Here is a 22,590-nt window from a genome sequence, read left to right on the forward strand (position 1 = left end):
TGCTAGCGTCGGCCGCGTCGCGATCGACGGAGCGTTCTGTCCGATCCAGTCGACGTCCTTCCACCTGTGCGGGTGAGCCCTTGCTGCGTATCGCCGTCGTGCTGTCGATGTTGCTGTCGTGCTGGCTGCTGCCGGCGCCGTCGGCGCAAGCCTCCGATCCCTGCATGCGCCTGCCTGCGCCGGCCGTGGACGACGTGCCCGGCCGCATCGCCGCAGCGGCCTGCGAGGAGCATCGGATCTGGTACCGGCCTTTCATCGAGGCGGATGGACGGACCGGCTCGATTGCGGTGCAGGAGGCCCAGCGCGAGCGCCTGGCGAACGGACAGCCGGCCTGGCAACGGGTGATCGAGTACTGGCGCGGCAGCGGACTGCTGTGGCAGGCGGGCGCGGGAGAGTGCGCCTACGGCGACATGCCTGCGCCCTCGTGCCGGGCCTTCGTGGTCGATACGCCGTGGTCGGCCGCGTTCGTATCCTGGGTCATGCAGCGCGCCGGGCTGCCGGGCTTCGGCGGTTCGGCCAGCCATCTCGGCTACGTCCGCCGGGCCTATCGCGAACCCTTCCTCAGCCCCTACCGCGTGTCCAGCCCGGAGACCGGCAAGGTCGCGGTGGGCGACATGCTGTGCAGCGTGCGCGGCGGCAGCCGGATCTACGGCTTCGGCGAGCTGGCGAGCGTGCTCAGCAGCGATGAGCCGGGCCTGGGCATGCACTGCGACATCGTGGTCGGCACCTCCATCCGCGAGCGCCAGCAGTTCGCCCACCTGGTCGGTGGCAACGTGCTCGACAGCGTCACCATGCGCGAACTGCCGCTGAGCCCGGGCGGGCGCTTCGCGGAACTGGCGATGCGTAGTGCCGGCGATCCCGAGTGCACGCCCGAGAGCCGCTACGTCTGCAATTTCAACCGTCAGGACTGGTCGGTGCTGTTGCAGTTGCGGCCGGCGGAAGAGCTGGCCAGCCTGCGCGCTCCGCCCGCACCGGCGCCCACGCCGATGCCGTCGCCGGCGCCGGGACAGGACTGAACGCCGCGATGGGCTGATGCGCTGCGGGCGGGCGCTCAGCCGTGGCGCTGGCGGGCCGCTTCGAAGGCGGCCAGCTGCTCAGGCGTGGCCTCGCGCTGGTGGCTGGCCTTCCACTGCGCGAACGGCGTGCCGTACACGGTTTGGCGCGCCTGCTCGCGGTCCATCTCCAGGCCGCGCGCCTGTGCCGCCTCGCGGTACCAGTCGGCCAGGCAGTTGCGGCAGAAACCGGCGAGGATCATCAGGTCGATGTTCTGCACATCCGGCCTGTGCTCGATCAGGTGCTCGCGCAGCCGCCGGAACACGGCGGCTTCGATCTGGACGATGTCGTCGTCGCGGGTGGACATGGGCGCTCCTTGGCGGCGTGCGGGGATCACGTGTGACAATACGCGTTCCCGTTTCCGCCCTCCACGACGGCATGACCGCACGCATCCTCGACGGCAAGCGCATCGCCGATTCCCTGCTCGACGAACTGCGCCGGCGCGTGGACGCGCGCGTTGCCGCCGGCCTGGCGCGGCCCGGCCTGGCCGTGGTGCTGGTGGGCAGCGATCCGGCCTCCCAGTCCTACGTACGCAACAAGCGTCGCGCGGCGGAGAAGGTCGGCATCCAGGCCTTCGACCACGACCTGCCCGCGGGCACCGGCGAGGCCGAGCTGCTTTCGCTGATCGACCGGCTCAACGCCGATCCGGCCGTGCACGGCATCCTCGTGCAGCTGCCGCTGCCGGGCATCCCCGACGCGACCCGGCTGATCCACCGCATCGATCCGCGCAAGGATGTCGACGGCTTCCATCCGGAGAACGTCGGCCACCTGGCCCTGCGCCAGTTCGGCCTGCGGCCGTGCACCCCGCGCGGCATCACCACGCTGCTGGCCTACACCGACCGTCCGGTGCGAGGCTGCAGCGCGACCATCGTGGGAGTCAGCAACCACGTCGGCCGGCCGATGGCGCTGGAGCTGCTGATCGCCGGCTGCACGGTGACCAGCTGCCACAAGTTCACCCCCAAGGCCGAACTGCAGCGGCATGTGGGCGAGGCCGACATCCTGGTGGTGGCGGTGGGCCGGCCGGGCCTGATTCCCGGCGAGTGGGTGAAGCCCGGTGCAGTGGTGATCGACGTCGGCATCAACCGGCTCGACGACGGGCGCCTGACGGGCGACGTGGAATTCGACGGCGCCGCGCAGCGTGCGAGCTGGATCACGCCGGTCCCCGGCGGCGTCGGGCCGATGACCGTCGCCACGCTGATGCAGAACACGCTGGAAGCGGCCGAGGCGCTGGAGAACGCGCGGCTGGGCTGAGGCGTCTGCGGGAAAGATCGACGCTGGCTGCCGCACCAGGCCGGAAGCGCCGGTTGCGGGTGGCGGCGGGCGACCGCATCCGTCGAGAGCTGCGCCGCCGTGCCGCATTCCCGCGAACGGGAAGCGCCGCCCGCACGAGAGGTGATCTGCCGAAGCATGACAGCGCGCTGGCCGCGGCCCTATGCGGGACGTGGCAACCGCACGGGCGGTGAGCCATCGCTGCTGGCGGAACCTCCGAAGCCCGTGCCTTGGTCGTCCGTAGTCGTTCCGGCTGCGACCGATTTCGCGCGATCGATCGCGGCTCGACCCCGCGACCTGCCGTCGAGCGCACCGCGCAAGGTCGACGGATCCGCGATGGCGGCTCGCGGGGGCTTCACGGCCCGCTCGGCAGACTGCGTCCTCCTGTGCATGGGCCGCGCGGATCGCGCGGCGCCTGGAGGGTAGGGACCATCGAGCGTCATCAGCGTGCAATCGGCCGGACGGCCTGCGCGGCAGTCATCGCAGTGTTCGCCTGCGCCTGCGCTGGGCCGCAGTCGGCGCTGGATCCGGCCGGGCCGGCGGCCGGGGCGATCGCGACCGGATGGTGGCTGATGGCTGCGGGGGCGCTGGCCGCGTGGAGCCTGGTGCTGCTGCTCGCCGCGCTGGCGATGCGCCGCCGGCGCAGGCTGGCGCCCGCCGCGGGTCGGCGGATGATCCTTGCAGGTGGCGTGGCGTTGCCGACCACGCTGCTGGTCGCACTGCTGGTGTACGGCACCTTGGCCAGCGACCGCATCACCGGTGAACGGGACCAGGTGGGGCAGGTCGTGCAGGTCACCGCCCGGCAGTGGCAGTGGGACTTCGCCTATCTGGACCGCGGCGGCCAGGTGCTGGCCACCTCCACCGATGCGTTGGCGATGCCGCTGGGTACGACGGTCGAGTTCCGCGTCGACAGCGAGGACGTGATCCACAGCTTCTGGATCCCGCGGCTCGGCGGGAAGATCGACGCCATTCCGGGCCGGACCAACGTGCTGCGTCTGCGCGCCGACCAGGCGGGTCCGATCCGCGGACAGTGCGCGGAATTCTGCGGCCTGGAGCATGCATTGATGGCGTTCGATGTCACGGTGCTGGAGCCGGCCGCCTTCGCCGGCTGGCTCGACGAGAACGCCTTGGATGGCGGCGAGGGAGCGAGCCGGTGAGTGCAGCCTCGGACAGGATGGGCGACGAGCACGCACGGCGGCTCGACGCGCTGGCGCGCATCTGGGCCAACGGGGCCGGTTGGCGCGGCCAGCTGACCGCGGTCAACCACGGCACCATCGCGATGCGCTTCATCGTCACAGGCTTCGCCTTCATGCTGGTCGGCGGCCTGCTGTCGATGTTCATCCGCCTGCAGCTGGCCTGGTTCGATGCCGAGGTGCTCGACCCGGAACGCTATGCGCAGTTCGTGACCCTGCACGGCACGACGATGATGTTCCTGTTCGCGGTGCCGATCATGGAAGGCTTCGCGATGTACCTGCTGCCCAAGATGCTGGGTGCGCGCGACCTGCCGTTCCCGCGGCTCAGCGCCTTCGGCTGGTGGTGCTACCTGTTCGGCGGCCTGTTCCTGTACTCGAGCCTGCTGTTCGATGCGGCGCCCGACGGCGGCTGGTTCATGTATGTGCCGCTCACCGATGCCACCTTCTCGCCGGGCAAGGGGCCGGACTTCTGGCTGATCGGCGTTACCTTCTCCGAGATCGCGGCGGTGACGGCGGCGGTGGAACTGATCGTGGCGATCCTGGTCACCCGCGCGCCGGGCATGGACATCCGCCGCATGCCGCTGTTCGCCTGGGCGATCCTGGTGATGGCCTTCATGATCGCGCTCGGCTTCCCGCCCCTGATCCTGGCCAGCATCCTGCTGGAACTGCAGCGCGCCTTCAGCTTCGTGTTCTTCGACCCGGCCCTGGGTGGCGATCCGCTGCTGTGGCAGCACCTGTTCTGGCTGTTCGGCCATCCGGAGGTCTACATCATCTTCCTGCCGGCGGCGGGCGTGGTGTCGATGATCGTGCCGACCTTCGCCCGGCGGCCGATCGTCGGCTATGCGTGGATCGTGTTGGCGCTGGTGTCCACCGGCTTCCTCAGCTTCGGGCTATGGGTACACCACATGTTCGCGGTCGGCATCCCGCTGCTGGCGCTGGCCTTCTTCAGCGCCGCGAGCATGGCGGTCGCGGTCCCGACCTCGGTGCAGGTGTTCGCCTGGATCGCCACGCTGTGGGCCGGGCGCCCATGGCTGCGGCTGCCGATGCTGCACATCCTGGGGTTCTTCGTGGTGTTCGTGCTGGGCGGGTTGACCGGGGTGATGCTGGCCTTCGTGCCGTTCGACTGGCAGGCCCACGACACGCATTTCGTGGTCGCGCACCTGCACTACGTGCTGATCGGCGGGCTGATGTTCCCGCTGTTCGCCGGGCTCTACTACTGGCTGCCGCTGGCCAGCGGGCGCATGCCGTCCGAAAGCCTCGGCCGCATGGCGTTCTGGCTGGTGATCATCGGCTTCCATCTCACTTTCGTGCCGATGCACCTCACCGGCCTGCTGGGCATGCCGCGCCGGGTGTACACCTACTCGCCCGAACTCGGCGTGGAATGGCTCAACCTGCTGTCGACCGCTGCGGGCTTCGTATTGGCGGTGGGCATCGTGGCCATCCTGGTCGACGCCGGGCTGTGCTTCGTCCACGGCCGTCGCGCGCGCGCCAATCCCTGGCGTGCGGGTACCCTCGAGTGGGCGCTGCCGCGGCCGGTGCCCAACTACAACTTCGCGTCCGCGCCGCAGGTGGACGATGCCTGGCCGCTGTGGCGCGACCGTGGGTTGCCCGGGCAGGTGGCGCGGACCGATGGGCTGCTGGGAGATCCCGCACGCGGCAGGCGCGAACTGCTCGGCACCGGCATCGTATCGGCGCGGCCGGAGCAGGTCGTATTCCTGTCCGGCTCCTCCTGGCTGCCGCTGCTCTCGGCGATGGCGATCACCGCGCTGCTGGCCTGCTTCATCGCCGGCTGGTACTGGCTGGCCGCCGCCTGGGTGGCGCCGCTGCTGGCCCTGTTCTGCAGCTGGGCCTGGAGCACCGGCTGGCGGGGCGCGCCGGTGCTCGTGGATGCCGGCGGAGGAAAGGCGCTGCCGTCGCAGTACGCCTGCCGCAATGCGCCGGGGTGGTGGGCGGTGGTGGTGACGATGCTGATCGTCGGCTCGTTGTTCGCCTCGCTGGTGTTCGCCTACTTCTACCTGTGGCTCGGCAGCGACGGCTGGCCGCCGCGCGGCATGGGCGAGGCCGCTCCGCGCGGGCTTCACTGGTTCGCGCCGGGCCTGCTGGCGCTGTCCTGGCTGGCCGGGGCGGTGGCCGCCGCCGCGCTGCGGGCGGGGTTCCTCCGCCGCCGCCGGGTCGCGGCGCCGGCCATCGTGGCGGCGGTGGCGGCGGCCGGTTTCGCCCTGGTCCATCTCGGGATGCTGTCGGATGTGCTCGGTCCGCCCCAGGCCCATGCCTATGCCTCCGTGGTCTGGACCCTGGCCGGTTTCTGCGCGCTGCACCTGCTGGTCGCGGCCGTGCTGTGCCTGCACGTGAGCGCCCGGGTGGGCCAGCGCCTGGTGGACGCCTCGCGGCCGCTGGAATGGCGCGTCGCCCACGCCTTCCTGCGCTATGCGTTGCTGCAGGCGGCCATCGGCTGGGCCGTGATCCACCTGTTCCCGGTGCTGCAGTGAGACGCTCGCGCCGCCTCAGCTGGATCGCCAGCCCCTTCCTGGTCTGGGGGCTGCACTTCTTCGCGGTCTACGTGCTGCAGGGGCTGGCCTGCGGGCGCGGCTGGCCGCCGGTCGCCGCCTGGACCGGCATCGGCCTGGCGACGCTGGCGGCGTTCGCCGCGGTGATCGGGATCGGCCTGCACGCGCGCCGCCAGATGGTCGCGGCCGGCACGACTGACGAGAGGCGATTCACGGCGCGCCTGGTCGCCATGCTGTCGTTGCTGGCGATCGTGGCCATGCTGTTCACCTGCCTGCCCGTACTGCTGCTGCAGCCCTGCGAGTGAACCCATGCGCGAAACGCTTCGACAGCCCGTTCCCGAACAGCGCAGCCCCACGGTGGAGAGCCGCGTGGCGATCCATCGCCATCCACTTCACCCGGTGGCGGTGGTGTATCCGATCGCCTGCCTGACCCTGCTGCTGCCGGCGGACGTCATCCACCTGATGAGCGGCAGGCCGTTCTGGGCGGAAGCAGCCTGGTGGTTGAACGTGGTCGGCCTCGGGGCAGGCCTGATGGCGGCCCTGCTGGGCATCGCCGACATGTTCCTGATCCGCGTGGCGCGTCGCCATGTGTCGGTCTGGAGCCACTTCATCGCCGGGGTGATGTTGCTGGCTCTGGCGGCGGCCGGCGTGTGGCTGCGCTGGCCCGATCCTTCCGCCGCCGGCTGGTGGGCGCTGGCGCATTCGGCGCCCACCGCGGGCATGGTGCTGGTGGTGGGCTGGCTGGGCGGCACGCTCAGCTTCGGCCATGGCATCGGCGTCTACGGTCACCGGGAGCGCGAGGAAGACGACGCTTCGGACCGGGCGCTGGAAGAGTGAGCGTGTTCGCCCGGAGGCGGGAGATCGCCGACGCTGCGGGGCTTGGCCCCGGTGAGTGCGGCGATGCCGAGCAGGAGCAGCAGCGGACTCCAGCCCAGCAGCCGCGGCACGATCCCCGGGCGCCGTTCGCGGCCCTTGCCCAGGGCATGCAGGTGCGCGCCCATCCACAGATGCACCAGCACCACAAGCGCCACCAGCACCAGTTTGCCGATCAGCCAGGCGCCCGGTTCCACCCAGGGGATCAACATCATGCCCAAGGCGATGGTCAGGACGCCCGCCGGTGTGGCGATACGGAAGAACAGCCGGTTGGCCACCGGGTTGAAGAAATCCGGGCGGGCATCGCGCTCGCCGCGCAGGCGCGCGGCGAACAGGCGGACCAGCAGGAACAGCCCGGTGAACCAGACCGACATGGAGGCGATGTGCGCGATCTTCAGCCAGAACAGCATGGGCCGGCTCCGGGACGGGATGGGCCGCGCGCGGCGCTGTGCGGCGGGGTGGGGCGGAGCAGGGCGGCCGCGCTCCGGCTCGCGACAACCGTGGTTGTGGCCGTGCTGGCCCTGCCGGGATTCGCGACAGCGCATGACGGCGGGCACGGCGTGCCGACCCTCGCCACGGCCTGGACCTTCTCGCCGCTGCTGCTGGTCCCGCTCGCGCTGTTCGCCGGGCTGTACCTGCTCGGCCTGCGCAGGCTCTGGCGCGGCGGCCACCCTGGACGCGGCGTCTCGCGCGCGGAGGCCGCCGCCTTCGCCACCGGCCTGCTGGCGCTGCTGCTGGCCACGGTCTGGCCGTTCGACGCACTGGGGGAGTGGTCGCTCGCCGCGCACATGGCCCAGCACATGCTGCTGCTGGCAGTCGCGCCGCCGCTGCTGCTTGCCGCCCGCCCGCGTGCCGCGCTGGCCGCGGCACTGCCGCCCGACTGGTCGCGCGCGCTGCACCGGTGCGCGCAGACCTGCGCCGTCGCACCGCTGCGCTCGCTGTCGGCTGCGACCCTGGCCAATGTCGCGGTGATGTGGGGCTGGCATGCGCCGGCCGCGCTGGAACTGGCCCTGGCCAGCGAGGCGCTGCACTGGCTGATGCACGGCAGCTTCCTGGCCGCGGGCCTGTGGCTGTGGACCCTGTTGTGGCAGCGCCTGCGCGACGATGTGGCCGGAGGCGCGCTTGCGGGGACGGTGGCCATCGTGGTGGTCATGATGCAGATGGGCTTCCTCGGGGCCTTGCTGACGTTCTCGCGGCGCGCGCTGTACCCGTTCTACGAGGCCCGGACGCCGCAACTGGGCCTGGACGTCCTGGCGGACCAGCAACTGGCGGGCCTGGTGATGTGGGTGCCGTCCTGCCTGCCGTACCTGGCCGGCGCGATCTGGCTGCTGGCGCGGGAGTTCGGTCGACTGCGCCAGCCCCGGTAAGGCGGGCACGGCCAGTCTGTGCCAGGCGCGGTCGAGGGGCGGTGATCGGAACTGCCTGCGCGGCGATGGCGCAGCGCGGTATAATGACGCGCTTCCCCACCTCTCCCGGGACTGCCGATGCTCCGCATCCAGGCTGAAGCACTGACGTACGACGACGTTTCGCTCGTCCCCGCGCACTCCACCGTCCTGCCCAAGGACGTCTCGCTCGCCACCCAGCTCACGAAATCCCTGCGCCTGAAGCTGCCGATCGTCTCGGCCGCCATGGACACGGTGACCGAGGCCCGCCTGGCCATCGCCATGGCCCAGCTCGGCGGCATCGGCATCATCCACAAGAACCTGTCGGCTGAGCTGCAGGCCGCCGAGGTCGCGAAGGTCAAGAACTTCGAGGCCGGCGTGATCCGCGAGCCCTTCACCGTCGGCCCGATGACGACCATCGGCGAGGTGCTCAAGCTCACCCGCGCGCGCAACATCTCCGGCGTGCCTGTGGTCGACGGCGGCCAGCTGGTCGGCATCGTAACCGGGCGCGACATGCGCTTCGAGAAGAAGCTCGACGACCCGGTGCGCAACATCATGACCAAGAAGGACCGCCTGGTCACGGTGAAGGAGGGCGCCTCGGACGATGAGGTGATCGGCCTGCTGCACCGGCACCGTATCGAGAAGGTGCTGGTCGTCAACGACGCTTTCGAGCTGCGCGGCCTGATCACGGTCAAGGACATCCAGAAGAAGAGCGACAACCCCAATGCCGCCTACGATCCCGACGAGCAGCTGCTGGTCGGCGCCGCGGTAGGCGTGGGTGGCGACACCGAGGAACGCGTGGCCGCGCTCGCCGCCGCCGGCGTGGACGTGGTGATCGTCGATACCGCGCACGGCCATTCCCAGGGCGTGATCGACCGCGTGGCCTGGGTCAAGAAGACTTTCCCGCAGCTGCAGGTCATCGGCGGCAATATCGTCACCGGCGATGCCGCGCTGGCGCTGATGGACGCCGGTGCCGACGCGGTCAAGGTCGGCGTCGGCCCCGGTTCGATCTGCACCACGCGCGTGGTCGCGGGCGTGGGCGTGCCGCAGATCACCGCCATCGACCTGGTGGCCGAGGCGCTGCAGGACCGCATCCCGCTGATCGCCGACGGCGGCATCCGCTACTCGGGCGACATCGGCAAGGCGCTGGTCGCCGGCGCCTCGACGGTGATGATCGGCGGCCTGTTCGCCGGCACCGAGGAGTCGCCGGGCGAGGTCGAGCTGTTCCAGGGCCGCAGCTACAAGAGCTACCGCGGCATGGGTTCGCTGGGCGCGATGGAGAAGGGGTCGAAGGACCGCTACTTCCAGGACGCCAGCGACGCCGACAAGCTGGTGCCCGAAGGCATCGAGGGGCGGGTGCCGTACCGCGGACCGCTCAGCAGCATCATCCACCAGCTCGCCGGCGGCCTGCGCGCCACCATGGGCTACGTGGGCTGCGCCACGATCGAGCAGATGCGCAGCGAGCCGAAGTTCGTGCGCATCACCGGCGCCGGCCAGCGCGAGAGCCACGTCCACGACGTGACCATCACCAAGCAGCCGCCGAACTACCAGATCGGCTGAGGCCGATACGAGGGGAACGGGGTCCACCCGTTCCCCTTTCCACATCTGCAGCCGCGCCGGCTGCATTTCGACTCCGCACCCGTCCTGCGTCCATGACCAACATCCATACCGACAAGATCCTGATCCTCGACTTCGGCGCGCAGTACACGCAGCTGATCGCCCGCCGCATCCGCGAGATCGGCGTGTACTGCGAGATCTGGGCCTGGGACCACGACCCGGCCGAGATCGCCGCGTTCGGGGCCAGGGGCATCATCCTGTCGGGCGGCCCGGAGTCGACCACGCTGCCGGGCGCGCCCGCCGCGCCGCAGCAGGTGTTCGACAGCGGTCTGCCGATCCTCGGCATCTGCTACGGCATGCAGACCCTGGCCGCGCAGCTGGGCGGGGCCACCGAAGCGGCCGACCAGCGCGAGTTCGGCCATGCCGAAGTGGATGTGATCGCGCCGGACGCGCTGTTCTCGGGGCTGACCGACCATGCCGGCGCGTCGCGGCTGGACGTGTGGATGAGCCACGGCGACCATGTCTCGCAGGTGCCGCCGGGATTCACCATCACCGCCACCACCGACCGCATCCCGGTCGCGGCGATGGCCAACGAGGACAGGCGCTGGTACGGCGTGCAGTTCCACCCGGAAGTTACCCATACCCTGCAGGGCCAGACCCTGCTGCGCCGGTTCGTGGTGGATGTGTGCGGCTGCCAGACGCTGTGGACCGCGGCCAACATCATCGACGACCAGATCGCGCGCGTTCGCGAGCAGGTCGGTTCGGACGAGGTCATCCTCGGCCTGTCGGGTGGCGTGGATTCGTCCGTCGTCGCCGCGCTGCTGCACAAGGCCATCGGCGAGCAGCTGACCTGCGTGTTCGTCGACACCGGCCTGCTGCGCTGGCAGGAAGGCGACCAGGTGATGGCGATGTTCGCTGAGCACATGGGCGTCAAGGTGATCCGCGTCGACGCCGCAGACCGCTACTTCAAGGCACTGGAAGGCGTGGCCGACCCGGAAGCCAAGCGCAAGATCATCGGCAACCTGTTCGTCGAGATCTTCGAGGAAGAGTCGGGCAAGCTGAAGAACGCGCGCTGGCTGGCGCAGGGCACGATCTATCCGGACGTGATCGAATCGGCCGGCAGCAAGACCGGCAAGGCCCACGTCATCAAGAGCCATCACAACGTCGGCGGCCTGCCCGAGCACATGAAGCTCGGTCTGGTCGAGCCGCTGCGCGAGCTGTTCAAGGACGAGGTGCGGCGCCTGGGCGTGGAGCTCGGCCTGCCGCGCACCATGGTCTACCGCCATCCGTTCCCGGGCCCCGGCCTGGGCGTGCGGATCCTGGGCGAGGTGAAGCGCGAGTACGCCGAGCTGCTGGCGCGCGCCGATGCGATCTTCATCGAGGAACTGCGCAAGGCGGACCTGTACGACAGAACCTCGCAGGCCTTCGCCGTGTTCCTGCCGGTGAAGTCGGTGGGCGTGGTGGGCGATGCCCGCGCCTACGAATGGGTGATTGCCCTGCGCGCGGTCGAGACCATCGACTTCATGACCGCGCACTGGGCGCACCTGCCGTACGACTTCCTCGGCAGCGTCTCCAACCGCATCATCAACGAGCTGCGCGGCGTCTCGCGCGTGGTCTACGACATCTCCGGCAAGCCGCCTGCGACGATCGAGTGGGAGTAGCATGGTCCCAGGCCCGTTGGGGCGGGCCTGGACATCCAATCCAGGGGAAGAAAGCCGATGCTGGGGGAAACTGCTGCTGGTGGCGGTAATGGGCGTCGTCGCGCTGTTCGTCTACGAGAACGGTCGAACGATCGATGAGTCGCATGTGCGGGAGCACTATCGGCAACAGTTGGAGGCATTGCGCAGTTTCGACGAAGAGCGCATCTGCGCGGGCATCGCCGACGACTACAGCCTTCGCTGGGTCGAACGCGGCGCGTCGGGCGCGGCGAGCAGGACCCTCGACGGTGCGCAGTCCTGCGAGCTGAGCCGGAAGTCGCTGAGGTTCGCGCAGCAGCTGTCCAGCCAGACGGGCGGCCTGCTGACGATCGAGGCCGACTACGACCTCAAGTCAATCCGGATCGCTCCGGATGGCCGTAGCGCGGTAGTCGAGGTTACCAGTACCGCCAAAGTGGGCGACACCCTGGTCAGCCGGGTGCGCGGGCGTGAACAGTTGTCGCGGTCGTTCTGGCGCGTTCGCAGCCACGGCGGCGAGGTGCGGGTCTGGTCGTACGGCGGCTGATCGTACCTGCAGGCCCGGCGTCGCGACAGGCGGCGGGTGCCGTTGGCGATAGAATTCCGCTCGATACCTGGCCGGCGCCATCATGCGCGCGGCGTCGCCCCCATGTGGAGAACGAGATGCAATCCAGACCCTTCGGCCGTACCGGCCGCAACGTGGGCGAGATCGGCTTTGGCGCCTGGGCCATCGGCGCGGCCTGGGGCAAGGTGGACGACGCCGAGTCGGTCGCGGCGCTTCACGCCGCGCTCGATGCCGGCCTCGATTTCATCGACACCGCCGACGTCTATGGCGACGGCCATTCCGAGCGCCTGATCGCGCGCGTGCTGAAGGAGCGCGGCGGCGAGCGCCCGTTCGTGGCCACCAAGGCCGGCCGGCGCCTGTCGGCGCAGACGGTCGAGGGCTACAGCGCGGAGAACCTGGAGGGCTGGATCGATCGCAGCCTGCGCAATCTCGAGGTCGACACGCTCGACCTGGTGCAGCTGCATTGCCCGCCGACGGATGCCTACTACCGTCCTGAGATCTTCGAGCGCATGGACCGGCTGGTCGAGCGCGGCAAGATCGCGCGTTACGGCGTCAGCGTCGAACGCGTGGAAGAGGCGCTCAAGGCGATCGAGTACCCGCACGTCGCCAGCGTGCAGATCATCTACAACATGTTCCGGCTGCGCCCGGCCGCGTTGTTCTTCCGCGAGGCGCAGCGGCGGGGGATCGCCGTGATCGTGCGTGTGCCGCTGGCCAGCGGTCTGCTCAGCGGCAAGTTCCGCGCCGACACGCGCTTCGAATCCGACGACCACCGCCAGTTCAACCGCCATGGCGACGCCTTCGACGTGGGCGAGACGTTTTCGGGGGTGCCCTACGAGGTGGGCCTGGCCGCGGTGGAGAAGCTGAGGCCGCTGGTGCCGGAAGGTGCGACCCTGGCCCAGCTGGCGCTGCGCTGGATCCTGATGGACGAGGCGGTCTCGGTGGTGATTCCCGGCGCGCGCAACCGGCAGCAGGCGCTGGCGAACATCGCCGCCGCCGATCTGGCGGCTCTGCCGGCGTCGACCATGGACGCGGTGGCGCGCATCTACGACCAGGACATCCAGCCGCACGTGCACCAGCGCTGGTGATGGACGAGGCAGCAGGCCCGCTCCGCATCGGTCCGGCGCGCGAGCAAGATCGGGAGGCGCTGGCTGCCCTGCTGGTCGAGACGGTGGCCGCGAACGGGTCGGTGGGTTTCATGCATCCGCTGGATCCCGCCGAGGCCAGGGATTTCTGGGATGGAGCCCTGCGCTCGGCGGCACGCGGCGAGCGCATCGTGCTGTGCGCCTGGCGCGGCGAGCGCTTGCTGGCCACGGGTTCGCTGCTGCTGGTGGCTGCGCCCAGCCAGCCGCACCGGGCGGAGCTGACCAAGGTGATGACCACGGCGCAGGCGCGCGGCAGCGGCATCGGCGCTGCGATCGTGCAGGCGCTGGAGCAGGCCGCGCGCGCGCAGGGCCGTCGGCTGATCACGCTCGATGCCTCCCTCGTCGACGGGCCAGGCGCGTTCTATCGCCGGCTGGGCTACCACGTCGCCGGCGACATCCCCGAGTACGCCTACAAGCCGCTGGGCCCGCTCGCCGCGACCCGCGTGCTGTGGAAGCTGCTGGATGCCAGGGAAGCGCCCGCACCGACGGCAGCCGATGCCGCAGGGGACGAGCGCTGGATGCGCCACTCGCTGGCCCTCGGCGAGCGCGCGCAGCGCGAAGACGACGAGATACCCGTGGGCGCCGTGCTGGTGTCGGCGGAGGGGGAGATCCTCGGCGAGGGCTGGAACCGCAACATTTCCGACCACGACCCCAGCGCCCACGCCGAGATCATGGCCATGCGCGAGGCGGGGCGCAGGCTCGGCAACCATCGCCTGCTCGGCAGCACCTTGTACGTGACCCTGGAGCCCTGCGCGATGTGCGCCATGGCGCTGGTGCATGCACGGGTGGCGAGACTGGTCTATGGCGCCACGGATCCGAAGACCGGGGCCTGCGGCAGCGTCTTCGACCTGGTCGCCGATCCCCGGCACAACCACCGCGTGGCGGTGCAGGGTGGGGTGCTGGGCGAGGAGGCGGGGCGGCGGCTGTCCAATTACTTCCGCGCCAAGCGCGGCAAGCCGCCGCTGTAGGGCCGCGTGCCGCGGGTTCGCGGCGTACGCGCGCGGGGGCGTGGGCTCAGGCCTGCGGAGGCGTGCCGAGCCGGTTGGCGAAGCGGTGGCGGTCGTCCATCTCGTCGTTGATCGCGCGTACCGCCATCGAGGCCTCGCTGGCCAGCAACAGGCTCGAGCCGAACATCGCCAGCACCCCGAGCACGGCCATGATGGTCGGGCCGGGGCCGAACACATGGTTGAAGAAGGAATCGCCGGCGACCAGCAGGCTGGTGCCCACGAAGCAGCTGATCGCCACGTACAGCAACTGGCTGGCGCGCAGGATGATCTGGCTGCGGCGGCGCTGGACCACGATCCGTGCCTCCAGCACCTTGCGTTCGGCCGGGTCCTCGATCTCGGCCAGGTCCTTGAGAAGTTGCCGGGCGCGATCGATGATCCGCGCCAGGCGCGCGTTGGCCGAGGCCAGCAGTGCCGCGGTCGCGGTCAGGAAGAACGCAGGCGCGAGCATGGCGGTCAGGATCGCGTAATGGGCCAGCGGAGCGTTGGACGGCATGGCGGAGGTTGCGTTGGGCGACCGGGTTATCATGCCGCGTCCCGACAACCGCCGCGAGCGCATGGCACCGCACGACACCGCACAGGGCAATGGCCGCCTGGTCTGGATCGACCTGGAGATGACCGGCCTGGACACCGACCGCGACTCGATCCTCGAGATCGGCACCGTCGTCACCGATGCCGCCCTCGAGGTGCTGGCCGAAGGCCCGTCGTTGGCCATCGCGCATCCGCTGGCCACGCTCGAGGCGATGGACGAATGGAACCGCAACCAGCACGCCAAGTCCGGACTCTGGCGCCGGGTGCTGGAGGAAGGCGTGTCGATGGCCGAGGCCGAGCAGCGCACCTTGGCTTTCCTGCAGCAGTGGCTTGGCCCGCGCCAGTCTCCGATGTGCGGCAACTCGATCTGCCAGGACCGGCGTTTCCTGCACCGGCAGATGCCGATGCTGGAGCGCTTCTTCCACTACCGCAACCTCGACGTGAGCACGCTCAAGGAGCTTGCGCGGCGCTGGGCGCCGCAGGTGCTGTCGGGCGTGCGCAAGGCCTCCGCCCACACCGCGCTGAGCGACGTGCACGATTCGATCGCCGAATTGCGCCATTACCGGAGCTTCATGGGCCCGTTGTCGGGGCAGCCTGCGCGCGACTGAACCGCGCCGCGGGCCGGGGCTGCCCCATGCCCGCGCGGAGCGCTAGCATCCCGGCATGGCACAGATGCTCGAACCGGCCGAAGGCCTGATCGCCGACACCCTGGATGGCGCCGACCTGCGCCGCGCCGTGGCGCTGCTGGAAGCGCCCACGATCACCGCGCGCATGGCCAGCCTGGTGGGCACGCCGCTGGAGTTCGCCGTGCGGGCGCTGCCCGCCTCCGTATCCGATCGCATCCATGGCGCAGTGGAGGCGGCGCTCCACAAGTCCACGCAGGTCGCGCTGTGGAGCATGGACAACGCACCTGGCCGCGGCGCGTCGACCCGCTGGCACAAGCTCGCCGCCGCGACGACGGGCGCGGTGGGCGGGGCGTTCGGCTTCGCCGCGCTGTTCGTCGAGCTGCCGGTCTCGACCACGATCATGATGCGCGCGGTGGCCGACGTCGCGCGCAGCGAGGGCTTCGACCTGTCCGATCCGGCCACCCAGCAGGCCTGCCTGGAAGTGTTCGCGCTGGGCGGCAAGTCCGACCGGGACGATGCCAGCGAGACGGGCTACTACCTCGCCCGCGGCTTCACCGCCGACGTGATGCGCCACCTCTCGGCCGAGCTTGCCGGACGCAGCCTTGCGGGCCAGGGGCTGACCGGCGGCGTGGGATCGAAGGAGGCCGGGAAATGGCTGGCCAAGCTGGTCGAGAAAGTGGCCACGCGCTTCGGCGTGGTCGTGACCGAGAAGTTCGCCGCCCAGGCGGTCCCGATCGTGGGCGCGGCCACCGGCGCGACGCTCAATACCATGTTCACCGACTACTACCAGGACATGGCGCGCGGCCACTTCATCGTGCGGCGACTGGAGCGCCGCTACGGGGAGGCTGCGGTGCACGAAGCCTACGACCGGCTCGCGCGCGAGGGCAGGGCGCGTCCGGCCCGTCCGATCGAGGTCTCTTCCCGCCGCGGATAAGGGCCAAGGCGGACCATCCCGGGCAGCACCCGCCGAGCCGACGACGACAGGCCCGCGGCGTATCGTCGCGGGCCATAGCCGCCGGGTCAGCCGCCGGCTTTCGCCTTGGAGCGCGCCAGCTTCAGCCAGGTATCGACCACGGTGTCGGGATTGAGCGACACCGACTCGATGCCTTCCTCCATCAGCCACTGCGCGAGGTCGGGATGGTCGCTCGGGCCCTGGCCGCAGATGCCGACGTACTTGCCCTTGGCGCGCGCGGCCTTGATCGCCATCGACAGCAGCTTCTTCACGGCCGGGTTCCGCTCGTCGAACAGGTGGGCGACGATCGAGGAATCGCGGTCCAGGCCGAGGGTGAGCTGGGTGAGGTCGTTGGAGCCGATCGAGAACCCGTCGAAGATGTCGAGGAACTCGTCCGCCAGCAGCGCATTGGACGGCACCTCGCACATCATGATGATCTTCAGGCCGTTCTCGCCTTGGCGCAGGCCGTTCTCGGCCAGTACCTCGACCACCTTGCGGCCTTCCTCCAGCGTGCGCACGAACGGGATCATCACCCAGAGGTTCTCCAGGCCCATCTCGTTGCGCACGCGCAGCACCGCGCGGCATTCCAGCGCGAAGGCCTTGGCGAAGGACGGATCGACGTAGCGGCTGGCGCCGCGGAAGCCGATCATCGGGTTCTCTTCGTGCGGCTCGTAGTTCGGGCCGCCGATCAGGTTGGCGTACTCGTTGGACTTGAAGTCCGACAGGCGCACGATCACCGGGTTCGGCGCGACCGACGCGGTGAGCGTGGCGATGCCCTCGGCCAGGCGGTCGACGTAGAAATCGACCGGCGAGGCATAGCCTGCGATCTTCTCGTCGATCTTCTTCTTCGTCGCCGCATCCTGGCGCTCGTACTCCAGCAGCGCATTGGGGTGCACGCCGATATGCGCGGCGATGATCATCTCCAGGCGCGCGAGGCCGATACCGGCGTTGGGCAGCTGGCCGAAGTCGAACGCGCGCTCGGGGTTGGCGACGTTCATCATGATCTTGAGCGGCGCCTCGGGCATCGAGGTCAGGTCGGTGGTGGTGCGTTCGAAGGGCAGGGCGCCGTCGTAGATGAAGCCGGTGTCGCCTTCGGCGCAGCTGACGGTCACTTCCTTTCCGTCCTCGATCGCGTCCAGCGCGTTGCCGGTGCCGACCACGGCGGGCACGCCCAGCTCGCGCGCGATGATCGCGGCGTGGCAGGTGCGGCCACCGCGGTTGGTGACGATCGCCGCCGAACGCTTCATCACCGGCTCCCAGTCGGGATCGGTCATGTCGGCCACCAGCACGTCCCCGGGCTGCACGCGGGCCATGTCGTCGAGGCTGCGGACCACGCGCGCCACGCCCTTGCCGATCTTCTGGCCGATGGCACGGCCCTCGGCGATCACGTTGCCGCGTTGCTCGAGCGAATAGCGCTCGATCTGCGTGGCCTTGGCGCGCGACTTCACGGTTTCCGGGCGAGCCTGCACGATGAACAGCTTGCCGCTGACGCCGTCCTTCGCCCACTCGATGTCCATCGGCCGGCCATAGTGCTGTTCGATCACCAGCGCCTGCTTCGACAGTTCCTGCACGTCGGCATCGCTGATGGAGAAGGTGCGGCGAAGCTCGGCCGGGGTGTTCTCGGTGCGTACGCGCTCCCCGGGCTGGTCGGAATAAACCATGCGCAGCTGCTTGGCGCCCAGCGAGCGGCGCAGGATCGCAGGCTTGCCGGCCTTGAGGGTGGGCTTGTAGACATAGAACTCGTCGGGGTTCACCGCGCCCTGGACCACCATCTCGCCGAGGCCGAAGCTGGAGGTCACGAACACCACGTCGCGGAAGCCCGATTCGGTGTCGAGGGTGAACAGCACGCCCGAGGCGCCCACGTCCGAGCGCACCATCAGCTGCACGCCGGCGGACAGGAACACATCCTCGTGCTTGAAGCCGTGGTGCACGCGATAGGCGATGGCGCGGTCGTTGTAGAGGCTGGCGAAGACTTCCTTGACCTTGCGCACCACATCGTCGGCACCGGTGACGTTGAGGAAGGTTTCCTGCTGGCCGGCGAACGAAGCATCGGGCAGGTCCTCGGCGGTGGCCGAGGAACGCACCGCCACGGCGACATCGCCACCGCCATTCTCGGCGCACAGCTTTGCGTAAGCTTCGCGGATCCCCGCGTCGAGCTGCGGCTGCAGCGGGGCCTCGATCACCCAGCCGCGGATCTCGCCGCCGGCCGCGGTCAACGCCGCGACGTCCTCCACATCGAGCGGGGCCAGCCGGTCGAAGATCCGCTGGTGCAGGTCGTTGTGGGCGATGAAGGCCTTGAATGCATCGGCCGTGGTCGCGAATCCGCCCGGCACCGAGACGCCGAGGCCGGAGAGCTGGCCGATCATCTCGCCGAGCGAGGAGTTCTTGCCGCCCACCTGGGCCAGATCGGTCAGCCGCAGGTCGTGCAGCCAGAGGATGTCGGCCGTCGAGCCGGAGGGGTGCGGTGCAGGCTGGTTCAAGGCGGAACTCCCGAAACGTGGCGAAAAACGAAAAACAACTGGGCGGCGCCCGGTCGAAAAGGACGCTATTTTAGCCCCCAGGCCGGCCACGGCAGGCGTTCGTCATCAAGGAGACAGCGTTGTCAACGACTCGACTCGTGTTCTATGTTTCGGATGGAACCGGCATCACCGCCGAAACCATCGGTCACAGCCTGCTCACCCAGTTCGGCGACATGCGCTTCGAGACCAGCCGCATCCCGTTTGTGGACAGCGTCGAGCGGGCTCTGGAGGTCGCCGAACGCATCCGGCAGGCAGGCCAGGCGCAGGGCCAGCGGCCCATCGTGATCAACTCCTCGGTCAATCCGGAGATTTCCGCCGCACTGGCGCACAGCGGGGCGCTGATGCTCGATGTGTTCGAACCTTTCATCGAGCGGCTCGAGGCCGAACTGGGCGAGAAGCGCCAGGCGAAGGTAGGGCAGGCGCATGGCATGGTGGACTTCGAGACCTACCACCGCCGCATCAACGCCATGAACTTCGCACTCGCGCACGATGACGGGATGTCGATCAACTACGACCTGGCCGACGTGATCCTGGTGGCGGTCTCGCGCGCAGGCAAGACGCCCACGTGCATCTACCTGGCCCTGCACCATGGCGTGGCGGCGGCGAACTATCCTCTGACCGACGAGGACCTGGAGCACGATCGCCTGCCGCCGCGCCTGCGCGCGCACCGTTCCAAGCTGTTCGGTCTCACGATCGATCCGGTGCGCCTGCAGCAGATCCGCCAGGAGCGACGGCCCGGTTCGACCTACGCCGATCCTGAAACCTGCAGGCGCGAGGTGCTGGCCGCGGAAAAGCTGTTCCGGGCCGAACGCATTCCGGTGCTCAGTACCACCCACGTGTCCATCGAGGAAATCTCGAGCAAGGTGATGTCGACCCTGGGTCTGCAGCGGGTGATGTACTGAGGCGTGCCGACATGGGGTGTGCGCCTGTTGCCGCGGGCGGTGCGCCTTGGCGGCGAGGCATGCGCCCGACGCCTCGCCCAACCTCCTTAACGTAGGGGCTCCGGCCTGAATCTTCAATCCTGCCGGCGCGCCGCGGCAGCGTGTAGGATCGATGCATGCATCAGATCGCCGCGCGCAGTTCGCAGATTCCCCGCCTGGGCCGTTTCGGCTGGCTGATGGGGCTGTACGCGGAGAACTACCTGCGCGCGACGCGCCTGTTCGAACCGGCCGATCTGGCGGTGGGCCGCTACGTCTCCAGCATCGGCAACGGCCTGGACGTGCAGCTGGATGTCCTGGAGCAGCATGCCTACACCACCGAACTGCGCTTGACCTACACGGTGCGCGATCCCGTCACTGGCGAGCCCGACCCGTCGGCCTTCCTGCGCCTGTATCGCGACGCGCGCCAGGCCGAGGCCACGCATTGCTACGTCGGGCGACGCTGGCAGGATGTGATCGGCATGTATCCGCCTCCGGCCGAGGTGCTCGACCACCGCATGCGGATGAACACCTTCCTGGGCAAGTGGCTGCAGTACCTGGCCGAGAACGGCCATGGCGTGGCGACGCTGCGGCAGGTGCCCGCGGACAGCGCGGCGGGGGCGACCGCGAACTGAGGCTTCCCGCGTGTCGGCGCCGGTGCATGCACAGGCGGTCGGCAACAGGCCCAAACGGTTTCCTCCGCGGGGCTGGGCGCAGGGGACAGCCTGCCGTTCTCGCCTAGCAATGCCGCCGCGCCTTTCGGCCGGGGCGCTCTCTGCGGTCGGGAACACTGCAGCGGGGTAGGTTGAGCAGCGGACTCGCCGAACGGTGCCGCAAGCCTGGCCTGAAACGACTCGCTTCGCAGGCCCGATCGCCGGCTTTCAGTTCCAGCGGACTCCCGCCATCGGAGAAGCACAAAAAAATGGGCCCGGATTGCTCCGGACCCATCGAAACTGGCGTCCCCACGGGGATTCGAACCCCGGTCGCTACCGTGAAAGGGTAATGTCCTAGGCCTCTAGACGATGGGGACGCGGTAAACCTTGTTGTCCGTTACCGCGCGGCCTGTGCAGCGGAACGTGCAGCGAATTGTGGTGGAGCCAGGCGGGATCGAACCGCCGACCTCCTGCATGCCATGCAGGCGCTCTCCCAGCTGAGCTATGGCCCCACGGGCTGGAAAGCGCGAAATTGTAGGGGCGCCTGCGGGGTCCGTCAACAGGTGTCGTGCAATCCGATGACGATGGGGGATGCGCGACGGGGGGGCGGGTCGGAAGCGCGCGCCTCGCGCGCCACCGGAGCATCAATGCGAAGGCACGCGCGCGCCAATCGACGCTGCGTGTCGCCTCGCCGGACCGACAGCGAGAGGGGGTGCCACGCGGGCGCCGTGAGGCGCCGCGATGCGCTGCGATGCGCGAGGGCCGTGCAATGACATCGCTCAGGCGTCGAACCTAAGGGCGCCAGCGAAGCGGTGCTCTGCCATGCCCGTTCCTCGGTCGCCCCCGATCAGGCTGGCCAGTGCAGCGCGCACCACCTTGGCGTGGCAACCACGGCCCAGGCCTGCATGGCAGCGGACGGTGTCCCGCCACGCTGGCTCGACCTGGGTCACACGTCCGCAACGCGCGTCTGCCGCTGCGGCACGGCGAGTCCGAGGCGATGGAGCAAGCGGCCTCTGCGCGGGTCGGGTTCGGGAACCACGCAACTCGCGCCCGCTGCAGGTCGATGCAACCGCACGCGATGACCATGGCGTCGGTCCGGAGGCAGGCGCTGCTGACCATCAAGTCGCGGCAGGTGAGATCGACTGCCGTACGGGAGATATTGCCGTCGAAGCGGGCGCGGTCCGCACGAGGATGGGGGAGGGCAGCCGACTGGTGCATCGACGCCGGAGGGACGCCCTGAGGGCGTCTTGGGTCGATCACAAACCAAGAGCCGGCCGGCTGGCCAGCAATCAGCGGCGGGAGCTGCATCAGACCCGGCTTATCCGGGACGCCCGGGGGATGACTACGTTCAACCCCGAGCGGTAGTCCTCAATCGCTGCGTTTCGCGTTCGCGCGGCTTTTCGCGAACTCGGGAATGGCTTCCGCCAACGATTGCGTATCCGGGAGGATATAGAACACCCCGCCTCGCTCGAACGTCGGGCGGACTACCCGCTCGTAGAAGTCGGGGGCGACATTGATGCAGCCATGCGTGACGCGGTTGTCGTCGGGGGTGGGCGACGCCAGCCGTTCGGCGCGCTTCTCCGCAGGAACACCCGCTGCAGTCGGGTGGATGGAAACCCCGGAATCGTAGTCCACCCACAGCACGCGCCCGGCATCGATCGAAGGCCCGTAACCGCCGACGAATCGCCCCGCGGGCGTGGTGCGGTCGCGACCCGGGATCTCACGGAGTGCCAGGCCAGCGATGCCCGGCGCCGTGTGATCCCCGACCGCCGAGCCGAAGAGCCCAGGCGCCGCGCCGCGAAGGCGGCCGTCGCCACCGAATACAAGAATCTGGGCGGCCGCCTTGTCCATGATCGCGAACGGATAACCCTGACTGTCCTCGGTCGCGACGACCCAACCGGCCAGTTCGACCACCGTTTCGGACACTTCCTGGTCGCGTGGAAGCTGGTCCGCCGACGCGAGCATCGACCTGGTGGCATCCTGCGCGTGGACCGCGCCTGCCCCGGCAAACGCCAGGATCGATACGAGGGCACCACGAGCTACCCGGGACGCGAGAGACATGCACATGCGAATGAGACGATCCTCCAGGCCGAGACCTGCATGAAGCAAAGGACGCCGGTGCCGGTGAAGGCCACCGGGTCCATTCAAGACATCCTTACAAGCGGGGTACGGGC

At 69.5% G+C, this 22,590-nt stretch carries 21 protein-coding genes, 2 tRNA genes and 1 pseudogene; 17 read left to right on the forward strand and 7 right to left on the reverse strand.

Translation table 11 applies throughout. The features are described 5' to 3' along the window. Nucleotides 1-80: 80 nt before the first annotated feature. The gene (locus tag ACQYVW_RS00620; RefSeq protein WP_434945699.1) at nucleotides 81-1,016 is read left to right on the forward strand and encodes a DUF2272 domain-containing protein; all 936 of its coding nucleotides are present in this window, start codon (nucleotides 81-83) and stop codon (nucleotides 1,014-1,016) included. 35 nt (nucleotides 1,017-1,051) lie between these two features. On the opposite strand, the gene ACQYVW_RS00625 is transcribed toward ACQYVW_RS00620, so the two are convergent. Further along, the gene (locus tag ACQYVW_RS00625) at nucleotides 1,052-1,360 is read right to left on the reverse strand and encodes a DUF1244 domain-containing protein (RefSeq protein WP_434945700.1); all 309 of its coding nucleotides are present in this window, start codon (nucleotides 1,358-1,360) and stop codon (nucleotides 1,052-1,054) included. 71 nt (nucleotides 1,361-1,431) lie between these two features. Between ACQYVW_RS00625 and folD the strand changes: the two genes are divergently transcribed. From folD to ACQYVW_RS00650, 5 genes are all read left to right on the forward strand, one after another. Continuing rightward, on the forward strand, nucleotides 1,432-2,304 hold the full coding sequence (folD, locus tag ACQYVW_RS00630; protein WP_434945701.1) for a bifunctional methylenetetrahydrofolate dehydrogenase/methenyltetrahydrofolate cyclohydrolase FolD: 873 nt from the start codon (nucleotides 1,432-1,434) through the stop codon (nucleotides 2,302-2,304). Between the two features lie 590 nt (nucleotides 2,305-2,894). Further along, the gene (locus tag ACQYVW_RS00635) at nucleotides 2,895-3,479 is read left to right on the forward strand and encodes a cytochrome c oxidase subunit II (protein ID WP_434945702.1); all 585 of its coding nucleotides are present in this window, start codon (nucleotides 2,895-2,897) and stop codon (nucleotides 3,477-3,479) included. Beyond that, nucleotides 3,476-6,004 (forward strand): cytochrome c oxidase subunit I, encoded by a 2,529-nt coding sequence (gene ctaD, locus ACQYVW_RS00640; protein ID WP_434945703.1) that lies wholly within the window; start codon nucleotides 3,476-3,478, stop codon nucleotides 6,002-6,004. Before ACQYVW_RS00635 ends, ctaD begins: the two co-directional genes overlap by 4 nt. Continuing rightward, nucleotides 6,001-6,327 (forward strand): hypothetical protein, encoded by a 327-nt coding sequence (locus ACQYVW_RS00645; protein WP_434945704.1) that lies wholly within the window; start codon nucleotides 6,001-6,003, stop codon nucleotides 6,325-6,327. The genes ctaD and ACQYVW_RS00645 overlap by 4 nt, the downstream gene beginning before the upstream one ends. Before the next feature lie 4 nt (nucleotides 6,328-6,331). Further along, nucleotides 6,332-6,859: a DUF2231 domain-containing protein gene (locus tag ACQYVW_RS00650; protein ID WP_434945705.1), complete on the forward strand. Its 528-nt coding sequence runs from the start codon at nucleotides 6,332-6,334 to the stop codon at nucleotides 6,857-6,859. Here ACQYVW_RS00650 and ACQYVW_RS00655 read toward each other — a convergent pair. Then, the gene (locus tag ACQYVW_RS00655) at nucleotides 6,808-7,305 is read right to left on the reverse strand and encodes a HemJ family protein (RefSeq protein ID WP_434945706.1); all 498 of its coding nucleotides are present in this window, start codon (nucleotides 7,303-7,305) and stop codon (nucleotides 6,808-6,810) included. The genes ACQYVW_RS00650 and ACQYVW_RS00655 overlap by 52 nt on opposite strands. Nucleotides 7,306-7,395: 90 nt before the next feature. Here ACQYVW_RS00655 and ACQYVW_RS00660 point away from each other — a divergent pair, with 90 nt between their 5' ends. The 7 genes and pseudogenes from ACQYVW_RS00660 (at nucleotide 7,396) to tadA (ending at nucleotide 14,182) form a co-directional block, all read left to right on the forward strand. Next, nucleotides 7,396-8,262: a cytochrome c oxidase assembly protein gene (locus ACQYVW_RS00660; protein ID WP_434945707.1), complete on the forward strand. Its 867-nt coding sequence runs from the start codon at nucleotides 7,396-7,398 to the stop codon at nucleotides 8,260-8,262. Nucleotides 8,263-8,379: 117 nt separating this feature from the next. Continuing rightward, nucleotides 8,380-9,837, forward strand: a complete 1,458-nt coding sequence (guaB, locus tag ACQYVW_RS00665) for an IMP dehydrogenase (protein ID WP_434945708.1) — start codon at nucleotides 8,380-8,382, stop codon at nucleotides 9,835-9,837. 92 nt (nucleotides 9,838-9,929) lie between these two features. Further along, entirely contained in the window at nucleotides 9,930-11,495 is a 1,566-nt protein-coding gene (gene guaA / locus ACQYVW_RS00670) for a glutamine-hydrolyzing GMP synthase (protein ID WP_434945709.1), read from the forward strand. An 88-nt stretch (nucleotides 11,496-11,583) separates the two neighbouring features. Next, nucleotides 11,584-12,054 carry a hypothetical protein gene (locus tag ACQYVW_RS00675; RefSeq protein ID WP_434945710.1) on the forward strand — a complete coding sequence of 157 codons (471 nt, stop codon included), beginning with the start codon at nucleotides 11,584-11,586 and terminating at the stop codon, nucleotides 12,052-12,054. A 116-nt stretch (nucleotides 12,055-12,170) separates the two neighbouring features. Next, nucleotides 12,171-13,157, forward strand: a complete 987-nt coding sequence (locus ACQYVW_RS00680; protein WP_434945711.1) for an aldo/keto reductase — start codon at nucleotides 12,171-12,173, stop codon at nucleotides 13,155-13,157. 110 nt (nucleotides 13,158-13,267) lie between these two features. Continuing rightward, nucleotides 13,268-13,585: pseudogene (locus ACQYVW_RS00685) on the forward strand (GNAT family N-acetyltransferase); the annotation flags it as partial. Between the two features lie 87 nt (nucleotides 13,586-13,672). Then, complete coding sequence (tadA, locus tag ACQYVW_RS00690) at nucleotides 13,673-14,182, forward strand: tRNA adenosine(34) deaminase TadA (RefSeq protein WP_434946242.1); 510 nt, start codon at nucleotides 13,673-13,675, stop codon at nucleotides 14,180-14,182. 46 nt (nucleotides 14,183-14,228) lie between these two features. Here the strand turns inward: tadA and ACQYVW_RS00695 are convergent, their stop codons facing one another. Then, nucleotides 14,229-14,714: a DUF2721 domain-containing protein gene (locus ACQYVW_RS00695; RefSeq protein ID WP_434945712.1), complete on the reverse strand. Its 486-nt coding sequence runs from the start codon at nucleotides 14,712-14,714 to the stop codon at nucleotides 14,229-14,231. Between the two features lie 61 nt (nucleotides 14,715-14,775). Between ACQYVW_RS00695 and orn the strand changes: the two genes are divergently transcribed. Further along, nucleotides 14,776-15,357, forward strand: coding sequence for an oligoribonuclease (gene orn, locus ACQYVW_RS00700; RefSeq protein ID WP_434946243.1), 582 nt, complete (start codon nucleotides 14,776-14,778; stop codon nucleotides 15,355-15,357). A 55-nt stretch (nucleotides 15,358-15,412) separates the two neighbouring features. After that, nucleotides 15,413-16,309 (forward strand): EcsC family protein, encoded by an 897-nt coding sequence (locus tag ACQYVW_RS00705; protein WP_434945713.1) that lies wholly within the window; start codon nucleotides 15,413-15,415, stop codon nucleotides 16,307-16,309. Nucleotides 16,310-16,395: 86 nt separating this feature from the next. On the opposite strand, the gene ppsA is transcribed toward ACQYVW_RS00705, so the two are convergent. Further along, entirely contained in the window at nucleotides 16,396-18,807 is a 2,412-nt protein-coding gene (ppsA, locus tag ACQYVW_RS00710; protein WP_434945714.1) for a phosphoenolpyruvate synthase, read from the reverse strand. A 119-nt stretch (nucleotides 18,808-18,926) separates the two neighbouring features. On the opposite strand from ppsA, the gene ppsR reads away from it, so the two are divergent. Continuing rightward, entirely contained in the window at nucleotides 18,927-19,748 is an 822-nt protein-coding gene (gene ppsR, locus ACQYVW_RS00715) for a posphoenolpyruvate synthetase regulatory kinase/phosphorylase PpsR (protein ID WP_434934127.1), read from the forward strand. A 155-nt stretch (nucleotides 19,749-19,903) separates the two neighbouring features. Beyond that, nucleotides 19,904-20,398 (forward strand): DUF1249 domain-containing protein, encoded by a 495-nt coding sequence (locus ACQYVW_RS00720; protein ID WP_434934128.1) that lies wholly within the window; start codon nucleotides 19,904-19,906, stop codon nucleotides 20,396-20,398. A gap of 319 nt (nucleotides 20,399-20,717) precedes the next feature. On the opposite strand, the gene ACQYVW_RS00725 is transcribed toward ACQYVW_RS00720, so the two are convergent. The 3 genes from ACQYVW_RS00725 to ACQYVW_RS00735 form a co-directional block, all read right to left on the reverse strand. Beyond that, nucleotides 20,718-20,793: transfer RNA gene (locus ACQYVW_RS00725), tRNA-Glu, on the reverse strand. A gap of 59 nt (nucleotides 20,794-20,852) precedes the next feature. Beyond that, nucleotides 20,853-20,928: transfer RNA gene (locus ACQYVW_RS00730), tRNA-Ala, on the reverse strand. Between the two features lie 856 nt (nucleotides 20,929-21,784). Then, nucleotides 21,785-22,381 carry a hypothetical protein gene (locus tag ACQYVW_RS00735; protein WP_434946244.1) on the reverse strand — a complete coding sequence of 199 codons (597 nt, stop codon included), beginning with the start codon at nucleotides 22,379-22,381 and terminating at the stop codon, nucleotides 21,785-21,787. Between the last annotated feature and the right edge of the window lie 209 nt (nucleotides 22,382-22,590).

The organism is Luteimonas campi, from assembly GCF_051162505.1.
Classification (GTDB): domain Bacteria; phylum Pseudomonadota; class Gammaproteobacteria; order Xanthomonadales; family Xanthomonadaceae; genus Luteimonas.